Annotated in this window: 3 protein-coding genes, 1 tRNA gene and 3 rRNA genes; 6 read left to right on the top strand and 1 reads right to left on the bottom strand. The window is 65.3% G+C overall.

The window, feature by feature from the left end:
- The first annotated feature begins 392 nt into the window (after positions 1-392).
- The 5 genes from SL103_RS27385 (at position 393) to SL103_RS27365 (ending at position 6,467) form a co-directional block, all read left to right on the top strand.
- Positions 393-1,921: ribosomal RNA gene (locus SL103_RS27385) — 16S ribosomal RNA — on the top strand.
- A gap of 299 nt (positions 1,922-2,220) precedes the next feature.
- Positions 2,221-5,343: ribosomal RNA gene (locus tag SL103_RS27380) — 23S ribosomal RNA — on the top strand.
- A 77-nt stretch (positions 5,344-5,420) separates the two neighbouring features.
- A 5S ribosomal RNA gene (gene rrf, locus SL103_RS27375) occupies positions 5,421-5,537 on the top strand.
- The 16S, 23S and 5S rRNA genes sit together here, the layout of an rRNA operon.
- Positions 5,538-5,653: 116 nt before the next feature.
- The gene (locus SL103_RS27370) at positions 5,654-6,331 is read left to right on the top strand and encodes a DegT/DnrJ/EryC1/StrS family aminotransferase (RefSeq protein WP_069571592.1); all 678 of its coding nucleotides are present in this window, start codon (positions 5,654-5,656) and stop codon (positions 6,329-6,331) included.
- 63 nt (positions 6,332-6,394) lie between these two features.
- Positions 6,395-6,467, top strand: a tRNA-Thr gene (locus SL103_RS27365).
- A gap of 137 nt (positions 6,468-6,604) precedes the next feature.
- On the opposite strand, the gene SL103_RS27360 is transcribed toward SL103_RS27365, so the two are convergent.
- The gene (locus SL103_RS27360; protein ID WP_069571591.1) at positions 6,605-9,274 is read right to left on the bottom strand and encodes a SpoIIE family protein phosphatase; all 2,670 of its coding nucleotides are present in this window, start codon (positions 9,272-9,274) and stop codon (positions 6,605-6,607) included.
- 263 nt (positions 9,275-9,537) lie between these two features.
- Between SL103_RS27360 and SL103_RS27355 the strand changes: the two genes are divergently transcribed.
- Positions 9,538-15,057, top strand: a complete 5,520-nt coding sequence (locus tag SL103_RS27355; RefSeq protein ID WP_079146011.1) for a HAMP domain-containing protein — start codon at positions 9,538-9,540, stop codon at positions 15,055-15,057.
- Positions 15,058-15,062 lie beyond the last annotated feature (5 nt).

The following is a 15,062-nucleotide window of genomic DNA, read 5'->3' as shown; positions in this document are numbered from 1 at the left end:
ACCGAATACGAGCCGGAAACGGAACGAAATCGGATCTGCTAGAGTCGGAACCGCGAAGAAGCCGAAAGGCCGAATCGCACCGGCGAAAATCGGAACCGCAAGGATCTGATAGAGTCGGAAACGCAACACCGAAGGGAAGCGCCCGGAGGAGAGCCCGAGAGGGAATCCAAAGGAAGCGTCCGTTCCTTGAGAACTCAACAGCGTGCCAAAAGTCAACGCCAGATATGTTGATACCCCGTCTACCGGAATCATCCGGCAGATGAGGTTCCTTTGAAAGTCCATCCCGTCCATGTGGCGCGGGTGGCACACACAGCGAGGACGCTGTGAACGACCGGACCTATTCCGTTTGGTCGTTCCGCTCTCGTGTGTGTTGACCCGATTACGGGTAAACATTCACGGAGAGTTTGATCCTGGCTCAGGACGAACGCTGGCGGCGTGCTTAACACATGCAAGTCGAACGATGAACCTCCTTCGGGAGGGGATTAGTGGCGAACGGGTGAGTAACACGTGGGCAATCTGCCCTTCACTCTGGGACAAGCCCTGGAAACGGGGTCTAATACCGGATACGACACGGGGTCGCATGACCTCCGTGTGGAAAGCTCCGGCGGTGAAGGATGAGCCCGCGGCCTATCAGCTTGTTGGTGGGGTGATGGCCTACCAAGGCGACGACGGGTAGCCGGCCTGAGAGGGCGACCGGCCACACTGGGACTGAGACACGGCCCAGACTCCTACGGGAGGCAGCAGTGGGGAATATTGCACAATGGGCGAAAGCCTGATGCAGCGACGCCGCGTGAGGGATGACGGCCTTCGGGTTGTAAACCTCTTTCAGCAGGGAAGAAGCGAGAGTGACGGTACCTGCAGAAGAAGCGCCGGCTAACTACGTGCCAGCAGCCGCGGTAATACGTAGGGCGCAAGCGTTGTCCGGAATTATTGGGCGTAAAGAGCTCGTAGGCGGCTTGTCACGTCGGATGTGAAAGCCCGGGGCTTAACCCCGGGTCTGCATTCGATACGGGCAGGCTAGAGTTCGGTAGGGGAGATCGGAATTCCTGGTGTAGCGGTGAAATGCGCAGATATCAGGAGGAACACCGGTGGCGAAGGCGGATCTCTGGGCCGATACTGACGCTGAGGAGCGAAAGCGTGGGGAGCGAACAGGATTAGATACCCTGGTAGTCCACGCCGTAAACGTTGGGAACTAGGTGTGGGCGACATTCCACGTCGTCCGTGCCGCAGCTAACGCATTAAGTTCCCCGCCTGGGGAGTACGGCCGCAAGGCTAAAACTCAAAGGAATTGACGGGGGCCCGCACAAGCAGCGGAGCATGTGGCTTAATTCGACGCAACGCGAAGAACCTTACCAAGGCTTGACATACACCGGAAAACCCTGGAGACAGGGTCCCCCTTGTGGTCGGTGTACAGGTGGTGCATGGCTGTCGTCAGCTCGTGTCGTGAGATGTTGGGTTAAGTCCCGCAACGAGCGCAACCCTTGTTCTGTGTTGCCAGCATGCCCTTCGGGGTGATGGGGACTCACAGGAGACTGCCGGGGTCAACTCGGAGGAAGGTGGGGACGACGTCAAGTCATCATGCCCCTTATGTCTTGGGCTGCACACGTGCTACAATGGCCGGTACAATGAGCTGCGATACCGCGAGGTGGAGCGAATCTCAAAAAGCCGGTCTCAGTTCGGATTGGGGTCTGCAACTCGACCCCATGAAGTCGGAGTTGCTAGTAATCGCAGATCAGCATTGCTGCGGTGAATACGTTCCCGGGCCTTGTACACACCGCCCGTCACGTCACGAAAGTCGGTAACACCCGAAGCCGGTGGCCCAACCCCTTGTGGGAGGGAATCGTCGAAGGTGGGACTGGCGATTGGGACGAAGTCGTAACAAGGTAGCCGTACCGGAAGGTGCGGCTGGATCACCTCCTTTCTAAGGAGCATCTAGATCTCGTAAGAGATCCAGAGCCACTACGTCGGCAAATGTTCGACGGTGGTTAGCTCATGGGTGGAACGTTGACTATTCGGCACGGTCGGTTGGGATCATTAGTACTGCTTCGGCGTGGAACGTGAGTCTTCAACTGGTCGGGTCGGGCACGCTGTTGGGTATCTGAGGGTGCGGACTTGAGTCTGCTCCTTCGCGATGCCGGCCCCAGTGAACTCAGCCTTCGGGTTGGGGTGGTGGGTGGCTGGTCGTTGCTTGAGAACTGCACAGTGGACGCGAGCATCTGTGGCCAAGTTTTTAAGGGCGCACGGTGGATGCCTTGGCACCAGGAACCGATGAAGGACGTGGGAGGCCACGATAGGCCCCGGGGAGCTGTCAACCAAGCTTTGATCCGGGGGTGTCCGAATGGGGAAACCCGGCAGTCGTCATGGGCTGTCACCCGCTGCTGAACACATAGGCAGTGTGGAGGGAACGCGGGGAAGTGAAACATCTCAGTACCCGCAGGAAGAGAAAACAACCGTGATTCCGGGAGTAGTGGCGAGCGAAACTGGATGAGGCCAAACCAGTCACGTGTGATACCCGGCAGGGGTTGCGTGGTTGGGGTTGTGGGATCTCTTTTCTGCAGTCTGCCGGCTGTGGGACGAGTCAGAAACCGTTGATGTAGGCGAAGGACATGCGAAAGGTCCGGCGTAGAGGGTAAGACCCCCGTAGCTGAAACATTGACGGCTCGTTTAAGAGACACCCAAGTAGCACGGGGCCCGAGAAATCCCGTGTGAATCTGGCGGGACCACCCGTTAAGCCTAAATATTCCCTGGTGACCGATAGCGGATAGTACCGTGAGGGAATGGTGAAAAGTACCGCGGGAGCGGAGTGAAATAGTACCTGAAACCGTGTGCCTACAAGCCGTGGGAGCGTCGCTGTATGTGCTTGCACATGCAGTCGTGACTGCGTGCCTTTTGAAGAATGAGCCTGCGAGTTTGCGGTATGTTGCGAGGTTAACCCGTGTGGGGAAGCCGTAGCGAAAGCGAGTCCGAATAGGGCGTTGAGTAGCGTGCCCAAGACCCGAAGCGGAGTGATCTAGCCATGGGCAGGTTGAAGCGGAGGTAAGACTTCGTGGAGGACCGAACCCACCAGGGTTGAAAACCTGGGGGATGACCTGTGGTTAGGGGTGAAAGGCCAATCAAACTCCGTGATAGCTGGTTCTCCCCGAAATGCATTTAGGTGCAGCGTCGTGTGTTTCTTGCCGGAGGTAGAGCACTGGATAGGCGATGGGCCCTACCGGGTTACTGACCTTAGCCAAACTCCGAATGCCGGTAAGTGAGAGCGCGGCAGTGAGACTGTGGGGGATAAGCTCCATGGTCGAGAGGGAAACAGCCCAGAGCATCGACTAAGGCCCCTAAGCGTGTGCTAAGTGGGAAAGGATGTGGAGTCGCAGAGACAACCAGGAGGTTGGCTTAGAAGCAGCCACCCTTGAAAGAGTGCGTAATAGCTCACTGGTCAAGTGATTCCGCGCCGACAATGTAGCGGGGCTCAAGCACACCGCCGAAGTCATGTCATTGCGATATTACCCCCAACGGGGATCGTGATGGGTAGGGGAGCGTCGTGTGCCGGGTGAAGCAGCCGCGGAAGCGAGTTGTGGACGGTTCACGAGTGAGAATGCAGGCATGAGTAGCGATACAAGAGTGGGAAACTCTTGCGCCGATTGACTAAGGGTTCCTGGGTCAAGCTGATCTGCCCAGGGTAAGTCGGGACCTAAGGCGAGGCCGACAGGCGTAGTCGATGGACAACCGGTTGATATTCCGGTACCCGCTTTGAAGCGCCAAACATTGAATCAGGCGATGCTAAGTCCGTGAAGCCGCCGTGGATCCTTCGGGTGAAGCGGAGTGGTGGAGCCGACGAACCAGACTTGTAGTAGGTGAGTGATGGGGTGACGCAGGAAGGTAGTCCAGCCCGGGCGGTGGTTGTCCCGGGGTAAGGGTGTAGGGCGCTGTCTAGGCAAATCCGGACAGCTTGAAGCCTGAGACCTGATGCCGAGCCGATTGTGGTGAAGTGGATGATCCTATGCTGTCGAGAAAAGCCTCTAGCGAGTTTCATGGCGGCCCGTACCCTAAACCGACTCAGGTGGTCAGGTAGAGAATACCGAGGCGTTCGGGTGAACTATGGTTAAGGAACTCGGCAAAATGCCCCCGTAACTTCGGGAGAAGGGGGGCCATTTCCGGTGATGGAATTTACTTCCTGAGCTGGGGGTGGCCGCAGAGACCAGCGAGAAGCGACTGTTTACTAAAAACACAGGTCCGTGCGAAGCCGTAAGGCGATGTATACGGACTGACGCCTGCCCGGTGCTGGAACGTTAAGGGGACCGGTTAGTCAACTTTCGGGTTGGCGAAGCTGAGAACTTAAGCGCCAGTAAACGGCGGTGGTAACTATAACCATCCTAAGGTAGCGAAATTCCTTGTCGGGTAAGTTCCGACCTGCACGAATGGCGTAACGACTTCTCGACTGTCTCAACCATAGGCCCGGTGAAATTGCATTACGAGTAAAGATGCTCGTTTCGCGCAGCAGGACGGAAAGACCCCGGGACCTTTACTATAGCTTGATATTGGTGTTCGGTTCGGCTTGTGTAGGATAGGTGGGAGACTTTGAAGCGGCCACGCCAGTGGTTGTGGAGTCATTGTTGAAATACCACTCTGGTCGTGCTGGATGTCTAACCTGGGTCCGTGATCCGGATCAGGGACAGTGTCTGGTGGGTAGTTTAACTGGGGCGGTTGCCTCCTAAAGAGTAACGGAGGCGCCCAAAGGTTCCCTCAGCCTGGTTGGCAATCAGGTGTTGAGTGTAAGTGCACAAGGGAGCTTGACTGTGAGACTGACGGGTCGAGCAGGTACGAAAGTAGGGACTAGTGATCCGGCGGTGGCTTGTGGAAGCGCCGTCGCTCAACGGATAAAAGGTACCCCGGGGATAACAGGCTGATCTTCCCCAAGAGTCCATATCGACGGGATGGTTTGGCACCTCGATGTCGGCTCGTCGCATCCTGGGGCTGGAGTCGGTCCCAAGGGTTGGGCTGTTCGCCCATTAAAGCGGTACGCGAGCTGGGTTTAGAACGTCGTGAGACAGTTCGGTCCCTATCCGCTGTGCGCGTAGGAGTCTTGAGAAGGGCTGTCCCTAGTACGAGAGGACCGGGACGGACGAACCTCTGGTGTGCCAGTTGTCCTGCCAAGGGCATGGCTGGTTGGCTACGTTCGGAAAGGATAACCGCTGAAAGCATCTAAGCGGGAAGCCTGCTTCGAGATGAGGGCTCCCACCCCCTTTGAGGGGTTAAGGCTCCCAGTAGACGACTGGGTTGATAGGCCAGATATGGAAGCGCCGTAAGGTGTGGAGTTGACTGGTACTAATAGGCCGAGGGCTTGTCCTCAGTTGCTCGCGTCCACTGTGTAGGTTCTGAAGTAACGACCGTTGTAGCTAGGCTCCGGTTGGTTAACTTCATAGTGTTTCGGTGGTCATAGCGTTAGGGAAACGCCCGGTTACATTTCGAACCCGGAAGCTAAGCCTTTCAGCGCCGATGGTACTGCAGGGGGGACCCTGTGGGAGAGTAGGACGCCGCCGAACAATCATTCAGCTCCGGTCCCTGAACCTTTATGGTTCAGGGACCGGAGCTTTTTTGTTCTGATTTTCGGGTGGTGGGTGTAACTCGACGTTCACTTCGCCTGAGCAGGATCCGCTGCATGGGGACAGTGGAGACGCTCAAGTCAGCCGGTGTGCGTTCTGGTGACGAGGTCGTGGTGCCGGCGTACGGCAACGCCGAAGTGTCCCGTGCCGTGGTGGAGTTGGGCGCGGTGCCGGTGTTCGCCGATGTCGATGCCGACAGTTACTGCGTGGACCCGGCCGCGGTCGCGGACGTGGTGTCGGCCCGGACCGCCGCGGTGGTGGCGGTGCACCGGTTCGGGCGGCAGGCGGACGTCGGCTGGATCCGGGAAGTGGGGCAGCGGCACGGCCTGTTGGTGCTGGTGGAGGACGAGCCCGGGGCGGACCCGCAGGGCGCCGAGCTGCGGCGGACGCACGCGGCCTACCTGGACGGCAGGCTGAACGGGGTCTGGACGCCGAAGCCGGCCGCGGGGCACACGTACGAGCAGTACGTGGTGCGGGTGCCGGGGAACGGGCGGCCGGACCGGGACGCCTTCGCACGGACGCTGCGCGCCAAGGGAGTTGCCTGCCGGGTGCCCGTGCTGGCTCCGGTCTACCGGATGCCGGGGCTGCGGCGGGACGTGTTCCTGCCGGAGACCGAGCGGGCGGTGGACGAAACGCTGGCGCTGCCCGTGCACGCGGGGATGTCGCGGCGCGAGCTCCAGAAGATGGTCAGCGCGTGCAATGCGCTGGGCGGATTGCTGCAGCCGGCGCTTTAGCCCGTGGGTGGGGTTGGGTTAGAACTCGCCGCGGAGTTGGGGTAATATTCTTTCTGTTGCCGCGCCCCAATAGCTCAGTCGGCAGAGCGTCTCCATGGTAAGGAGAAGGTCTACGGTTCGATTCCGTATTGGGGCTCAGAAGACGAAGGCCCCCGCCAATTCGGCGGGGGCCTTCGTCGTATTCGGGTGCGGGGCGGGCCAGTTGTGCGCGGTGCCGGCGTACCGGGGGAGCGGGCCACAGGCTTTGTGGCTGCCGCTGCCCCGGTGCGGTGGTCAGCCGGCCTGGGGCTCGGGGACGCGCATGGCGAGGATGGCCATGTCGTCGGAGGCCGGTTCGGCGGCGAAGCGTTCCACGGCGCGCAGCACGCGCGCGGCGACCGCGCCGGCCGTCAGGCCCGTACACGTCGTCAGGACGTCGGTGAGGCCGTCGTCGCCGAGCATGCGGGTGCCCTCGCGGCGCTCGGTGACGCCGTCGGTGACGCAGAGGAGGACGTCGCCGGGGTCGAGGGTGACGGTCTGCTCGTAGAGCTCCAGGTCGTCCATGACGCCGAGGAGCGGCTGGGGTTCGGCGGCGGGCTCGACGGTGCCGTCCTGGCGCAGGCGCAGCGGCAGGGGGTGTCCCGCGCAGACGACCTTGAGGACGGCGCTGCCGTCGTCCTGCGGCCACAGTTCGCCGTAGAGGAGGGTCAGGAAGCGGCTGCGGGCGCCCTCGTCGAGGATGGCGGCGTTGAGCCGCTCCAGGACGGCGGGGCCGCCGAAGCCCTCGCGGGCGAGGAGGCGCAGCGCATGGCGGGCCAGGCCGGTGACGGCGGCGGCCTCCGGGCCGGTACCGCAGACGTCGCCGATGGCGAAGCCGTACGCGCCGTCGCGGATGGGGAAGAGGTCGTAGAAGTCGCCGCCGACCTCGTTGCCCTCGCCGGCCGCGCGGTAGATGACCTCGACCTCGACTCCGGCGATGTCGGGCAGCTCCGGGGGGAGCAGGCTGCGCTGGAGGGACTGGCTGATGGCCGTGCGCTCGGAGTAGAGCCGGGCGTTGTCGAGCGCGAGGGCGGCGCGTCGGGAGAGGTCCTCGGCGAGTTCGAGGATCTCCTGGCGGAAGTGCTCCTCGGCGGGCTTGCCGAGGGTGAGCATGCCGATGACGCGGTTGCGGGCGACGAGGGGGAGCACGACCGTCTCGCCGCCGACGGCGGAGGCGGTGGCGAGGGAGGCGCCGGGGCCCGTGGAGGGGCGGGCGGCGTTGCCGAGCCCCAGGCTGCGCATGGAGGTGCGCAGGGCGGCGTCGTGGGCGGCGTCGCTGGGCGCGGTCCAGACGCGGGCGCCGGGAGTGGGGACCGGCTCGGGCGGGTCGACCTTCAGCAGGAGGGTCTTGAGGCCGTCGATGCGGTCCTCGTCCTCGTGCAGGACGTAGGAGAGCTCGGGGGCGGACGCCTGGTCGGCGACGGTGTAGACGGCGCACCAGGTGGCGAGCGTGGGGACGGTCATCTGGGCCATCAGGGCCAGTGTCTGGTCGCGGTCGAGGGTGCCGGCCAGCAGGTCGGACGCCTCGACGAGGAAGGACAGCGAGCCCCGTCGGAGCTTCTCCAGCTCGGTCAGGCGGGCGCGTTCGACGGCCAGGGCGATCCGGTCGGCGGCGAACTGGAGGCGCAGTGCCTCCTCGTTCGTGTAGCGGCCGGGGCCCTCCGCGGCGACGCCGAGGGAGCCGGTCAGCCGTCCCTCGACCTTCAGCGGGACGGTGACGACCGAGCGCATGCCCGTGCCGCTGAGGAGGGGGACGGCACCGGGGACGGCGGTGAGGTCTTCGTGGACGGCGGGCATCCGGGCGGAGCCGTAGCGTCCGGAGCCGGCTTCGACGGGGACGCGGGCGAAGCGCTGGCGGGCGGAGGGCAGGCCCGTCGAGGCGCGCACCTCCAGCTCGGTCTCGTCGTCGGTGGCCAGCAGGAGGTAGGCGGCGTCCCCGTCGAGCATGTCGCGGGCGCGTTCGACCGTGCGCTGGAGCAGACCGTCCAGATCGTCCGGGGCCGGCGAACCGATGAAGACCTCGAACGGGTCGGAGGGCCGGCCCTCGGACTGGGCGGCCTGTGTGGCGGCGTCCGGCGCGGGGGTGCGCTGGGGGCTCTGGAGGATGGCGCGTTCGTGATCGCGCACCAGGAGGCAGACCGTGGAAGCCTCGCCGTCGGCGTCGCGGACGCGGAGGTGGGAGGCGTAGACGGGGACGACCCGGCCGTCGGCGCCCCTTATGCCGTAGGAGCCCTCCCAACGGGACAGCTGCAGGGCCTCGGCGATGCCGGTGCCGGTGCCGGGGGTGTGCGGCCAGGCGGCGAAGTCGGTGAGGGGCTTGCCGATGACCTGCTCGGGGTCGTAGGCGAAGAGGTCCTGGGCGTCGTCGTTCCAGAAGCTGATGCAGCCGCCGCGGTCGATCTGGATGACCGCCACGCGGACCCGGGTGTCGGCGACCGGGAGGGCGTCGACGGGGAGGGCGGGGCCGGCGGAGCGGGTGCCGGCGGGGCGCTCGGGGAGGTCGAGCTGGAACCACACGTGCTTCTGGGCGGCGGTGTACTCGACGCCCCAGCGGGTGGCGAGCGCGCCGCACAGCAGCAAGCCGCGGCCGCCCTCGCGGTCCGGGTGGACGACGACCTGGCCGGCGTTCTGGAGCGGGATCTCACGTTCGGGGTAGCGGTCGGCGACGGAGATCCGCACGCCTTCGTCGCTGCGCTGACACAGCACGTCCGCGGCGGTGCCGGCGTGCACCACGGCGTTGGTGACCAGCTCGCTGGTCAGGACGACCGCGTCATCGACGATGTCGGCGCAGCCCCAGCCCTGGAGGGTGTCGCGGACGAACGCGCGGGCGGTGGCGACCGAGCGCCCCACCGGTTCGAATGTTGCGGCGGCCCGCGCGGTGATCACTGGTCTCCTCATGCGTGTGTCGGTGATCTGCTCCCCCATGGTCGCGGCGCCCCTCCGAATACCTGTTGTGCTCGTACCACTGCCGCCCGTGTTCGCGACGGGGCGGGTGGACAGCCGTATGCCAGGTTACTTACCTTCGCCGCGCCCGAGGATGCCGGTCACGTGTGTTTCCGCCCCAATCGTGACGGGGACGGTGTGCGATGCTGCCGAACTGTTATGGCCTGGTTGGGCCATGGTGAAACACTGGGCAAGTATCAAGAGAAAGCCCGGGTAGAACGGTCGACCCTTGCGGGAGGGACACGGTGGAGTCTGGCGCAGCGGCGCGGGGCGCAAGCACGCGCGCGAAAGGCGGACGATCCCGGAACAACGGGACGACCGAAGTGGATACGGCTGCGCTGAATCGGCTGTTGGTCGCTCTGGTCGCCATGCGGGACGGGAACTTCCGCAAGCGGCTCACGGTTTCCGGCGACGGCGTCATGTCGGAGATCGCGGCGGTCTTCAATGAGGTCGCGGACCGCAATCTGCATCTGACCGGCGAGCTGGCGCGGGTGCGCCGGGTGGTCGGACGTGAGGGAAAACTCACGGAACGGCTGGAGGTCGGCGCCGCCGAAGGCTCCTGGGCCGCGGCCATCGACGCCTCGAACGCGCTGGTCGACGACCTCGTACGGCCGGTGTCCGAAGTCGGACGGGTGCTCTCGGCGGTGTCCGAGGGCGACCTGGAGCAGCGGATGGACCTGCGCTCGCGCAGCTCGGACAGCTCGTCGGAGCATCCGCTGCGCGGGGAGTTCCTCAAGGTCGGGCGTACGGTCAACGGGCTGGTGGACCAGCTCTCGGCGTTCACCGACGAGGTCACCAGAGTGGCCAGCGAGGTCGGTACGGAGGGCAAGCTCGGCGGTCAGGCGCGGGTGCGCGGAATGTCGGGTTCGTGGAAGGACCTGACGGAGTCCGTCAACACCATGGCCTCCCGGCTGACGGCTCAGGTCCGCGACATCGCCCTGGTCACCACCGCGGTCGCCAAGGGTGATCTGTCGCGCAAGGTGACCGTGCATGTCGCCGGCGAGATGCTGGAGCTCAAGAACACCGTCAACACGATGGTCGACCAGCTGTCGTCCTTCGCCTCCGAGGTGACGCGCGTCGCTCGCGAGGTCGGTACGGAGGGTGAGCTCGGCGGTCAGGCGCAGGTGCCCGGCGTCGCGGGTGTCTGGAAGGACCTGACCGACTCGGTCAACCTCATGGCCGGCAACCTGACCGCGCAGGTGCGGGGGATCGCCCAGGTCACGACGGCGGTCGCGAACGGCGACCTCTCGCAGAAGGTGACGGTCAGCGCACGCGGTGAGGTCGCGCAGCTCGCCGACACCATCAACACCATGACCGAGACGCTGCGGACCTTCGCGGACGAAGTGACGCGGGTGGCGAACGAGGTCGGGGCCGAGGGCCAGCTCGGCGGCCAGGCGCAGGTGCCGGGCGCGGCCGGCACGTGGAAGGACCTCACCGACTCGGTGAACAACGCCTTCCGGAACCTGACCGGTCAGGTGCGGGACATCGCGCAGGTGACGACCGCGGTCGCCAACGGTGACCTGTCGCAGAAGGTCACCGTCGATGTCGCCGGTGAAATGCTGGAGTTGAAGAACACCGTCAACACGATGGTGGACCAGCTCTCCGCGTTCGGTGCCGAAGTGACCCGGGTGGCACGGGAGATCGGCGTCGAGGGTGAGCTGGGCGGCCAGGCGGCGGTGCCCGGGGCCGCGGGGACGTGGAAGGACCTGACGGACTCCGTCAACACCGCGTTCCGGAACCTGACCGGGCAGGTGCGCAACATCGCGCAGGTGACGACCGCGGTCGCCAACGGTGACCTGTCGCAGAAGGTCACCGTCGACGTCTCCGGTGAGATGCTCCAGCTGAAGAACACCGTGAACACCATGGTGGACCAGCTGTCCTCGTTCGCCGACCAGGTCACGCGGATGGCCAGGGACGTGGGCACGGAGGGCCGGCTGGGCGGTCAGGCCCGGGTGGACGGCGTCAGCGGCACCTGGAAGGAGCTGACGGACTCCGTCAACTTCATGGCGGGGAACCTCACCTCGCAGGTGCGGCAGATCGCCCAGGTGACCACGGCGGTGGCGCGCGGTGACCTGTCGCAGAAGATCGACGTGGACGCGCGCGGCGAGATCCTGGAGCTGAAGAGCACCATCAACACGATGGTCGACCAGCTCTCCGCGTTCGCCGAGCAGGTCACCCGGGTCGCCCGGGAGGTCGGTACGGACGGACGGCTCGGCGGCCAGGCACAGGTGCCGGGCGTCGCGGGCGTCTGGCGCGATCTGACCGATTCGGTGAACGGCATGGCCGGCAACCTGACGGCTCAGGTCCGCAACATCGCCCAGGTCGCCACGGCGGTGGCGCGCGGCGACCTGTCGCAGAAGATCGACGTGGACGCCCGGGGCGAGATCCTGGAGCTGAAGAACACCCTGAACACCATGGTCGACCAGCTCTCGTCCTTCGCGGAGCAGGTCACCCGGGTCGCCCGCGAGGTGGGCACCGAGGGCATCCTGGGCGGTCAGGCCGAGGTGCAGGGCGTCAGCGGTACGTGGAAGGACCTCACCCAGTCCGTCAACTTCATGGCGAACAACCTGACGTCGCAGGTGCGGAACATCGGCGAGGTGACGACCGCGGTGGCGCGCGGTGACCTGTCGAAGAAGATCACCGTCGACGCCAAGGGCGAGATCCTCGAACTGGTCACGACCGTCAACACGATGGTCGACCAGCTGTCGCTGTTCGCCGAGCAGGTGACCCGGGTCGCCCGCGAGGTCGGTACGGAAGGCCAACTGGGCGGCCAGGCAAGGGTTCCGGGCGTCACCGGCATCTGGAAGGACCTCAGCGACAACGTCAACCTGATGGCCAACAACCTGACCATCCAGGTGCGCAACATCTCCCAGGTCTCGGCGGCGGTCGCCAACGGAGACCTCACGAAGAAGGTGACGGTCGAGGCGCGCGGCGAGGTCGCACAGCTCGCCGACACGGTCAACACGATGGTCACCACGCTGTCGTCGTTCGCCGACGAGGTCACGCGAGTGGCCCGTGAGGTGGGCACCGACGGCATCCTGGGCGGCCAGGCCCGCGTCCCCGGCGTCGCCGGCACGTGGAAGGACCTCACGGAGTCGGTGAACTCCATGGCCAACAACCTCACCGGCCAGGTCCGCAACATCGCCATGGTCACCACCGCCATCGCCAAGGGTGATCTGACCAAGAAGATCGACATCGACGCGCGGGGCGAGATCCTCGCGCTGAAGACCACCATCAACACCATGGTCGACCAGCTGTCGTCCTTCGCCGAGCAGGTCACCAGGGTGGCCCGCGAGGTGGGTACGGAAGGCCAGCTGGGCGGTCAGGCGCAGGTGCGGGGCGTGGCCGGCACCTGGCGGGACCTGACCGAGTCGGTGAACGAGATGGCCGGCAACCTGACCCGTCAGGTGCGCGCCATCGCCGCGGTCGCCGCGGCGGTCACCCTCGGCGACCACAACGTCCGGATCGACGTGGACGCGGCCGGCGAGATCCTGGAGCTCCAGGACAACGTCAACACCATGATCTCCACGCTCCGCGAGACCACCCTCGCCAACGAGGAACAGGACTGGCTGAAGGGCAACTTGGCCCGGATCTCCGGTCTGATGCAGGGCCGGCGCGACCTCAAGGACGTCGCCACGCTCATCATGAGCGAGCTGTCGCCGGCGGTCTCCGCGCAGCACGGCGCGTTCTTCCTCGCGGCCCAGCCCGACAGCCGGGAGATCGGCGCGGACGGCGGCGAGCCGGGCGCGTACGAGCTGCGGCTGATGGGCTCGTACGGCTACTCCATGGGCGCGATGCCGACGACGTTCAAGCCGGGCGAGACGCTCATCGGCACGGCGGCGGAGGAGGGCCGCACGATCCTGGTGGAGAACGTGCCCTCCGGCTACCTCAAGATCGCCTCCGGGCTGGGCGAGGCGCCGCCGGCGAACGTCATCGTGCTGCCGGTGCTCTTCGAGGACAAGGTGCTCGGCGTGATCGAGCTGGCGTCCTTCCAGCCGTTCACCCAGATCCAGAAGGACTTCCTCAGCCAGATCGCCGAGATGATCGCGACCAGCGTCAACACCATCTCGGTCAACACCAAGACCGAGGTGCTGCTCAAGCAGTCGCAGGAGCTGACCGAGCAGCTGCGCGAGCGTTCCGCGGAGCTGGAGAGCAGGCAGCGGGCGCTGGAGCTGTCCAACACGGAGCTGGAGGAGAAGGCCGAGCAGCTGCGGGCGCAGAACCGCGACATCGAGGTGAAGAACACCGAGATCGAGGAGGCGCGGCAGGTCCTGGAGGAGCGCGCCGAGCAGCTCGCGGTCTCGATGCGCTACAAGTCGGAGTTCCTGGCGAACATGTCGCACGAGCTGCGCACGCCGCTGAACTCGCTGCTGATCCTCGCCAAGTTGCTGGCCGACAACGCCGAGGGGAACCTCTCCCCGAAGCAGGTCGAGTTCGCCGAGACGATCCACGGTGCGGGCAGCGACCTGCTCCAGCTGATCAACGACATCCTGGACCTGTCGAAGGTCGAGGCCGGCAAGATGGACGTCAGCCCGACGCGGATCGCGCTGGTCCAGCTCGTCGACTACGTGGAGGCCACATTCCGGCCGCTGACCGCGGAGAAGGGCCTCGACTTCTCCGTACGGGTCTCACCGGAGCTGCCCGCCACGCTGCACACCGACGAGCAGCGGCTGCTCCAGGTGCTGCGCAACCTGCTGTCCAACGCCGTGAAGTTCACCGACACCGGCGCCGTCGAGCTGGTCATCCGGCCGGCCGGCGCGGACGTCCCGGTGGCCATCCGCGAGCAGCTGCTGGAGCACGGCTCGCTGCGCGACCCGGACGCCGACATGATCGCCTTCTCGGTGACCGACACCGGTATCGGCATCGCGTCCAGCAAGATGCGGGTCATCTTCGAGGCGTTCAAGCAGGCGGACGGCACCACCAGCCGCAAGTACGGCGGTACGGGCCTGGGCCTGTCCATCAGCCGGGAGATCGCCCGGCTGCTGGGCGGAGAGATCCACGCCCAGAGCGAGCCCAACCGCGGCTCCACGTTCACGCTGTACCTGCCGCACAACCCCGGTGGGCTGCCCCCGCAGGGCTACCCGCAGCTGGTGGCCGGCGGTCTGGCGATGGACGCGGAGGCGCGTGAGACGGAGGCCGTGCGGCTGGAGATCGAGGAGGCGCAGGGTCGCGAGACCGGCGGCAGCCTCAGCCGGCGTCGCCGCCGGGCGGTGGCCGGTTCCCAGCGCCGCTTCGCGCTCCCGGGCCAGCCGGCGCCGGCACCGCAGCCGCAGCCGCAACCCCAGCCGCAGCAGCCGGCCCAGCCGCCGGCGCCACCGCAGTCGGCCGAGGAGCCCTGGCTGGGCACCGGCCAGGACCTGGTGGCGGACCCGGGCTTCGGCGGCGGCTTCCACGGTGAGAAGGTGTTGATCGTCGACGACGACATCCGCAACGTCTTCGCGCTCACCAGCGTCCTGGAGCAGCACGGCCTGTCGGTGCTGTACGCCGAGAACGGCCGGGAGGGCATCGAGGTGCTCGAACAGCACGACGACATCGTGCTGGTGCTGATGGACATCATGATGCCGGAGATGGACGGTTACGCGACCACCGCCGCGATCCGTCGGATGCCGCAGTTCGCCGGGCTGCCCATCATCGCGCTCACCGCGAAGGCGATGAAGGGCGACCGGGAGAAGAGCATCGACGCGGGGGCCTCCGACTACGTGACCAAGCCGGTGGATACCGATCATCTGTTGTCGGTCATGGAGCAATGGATGCGAGCCGAGTGACGGGA

The sequence above is a fragment of the Streptomyces lydicus genome, from assembly GCF_001729485.1.
In the GTDB taxonomy this organism is placed as follows: Bacteria; Actinomycetota; Actinomycetes; order Streptomycetales; family Streptomycetaceae; genus Streptomyces; species Streptomyces lydicus_D.
This window is presented reverse-complemented; position numbering and strand designations above follow the sequence as displayed.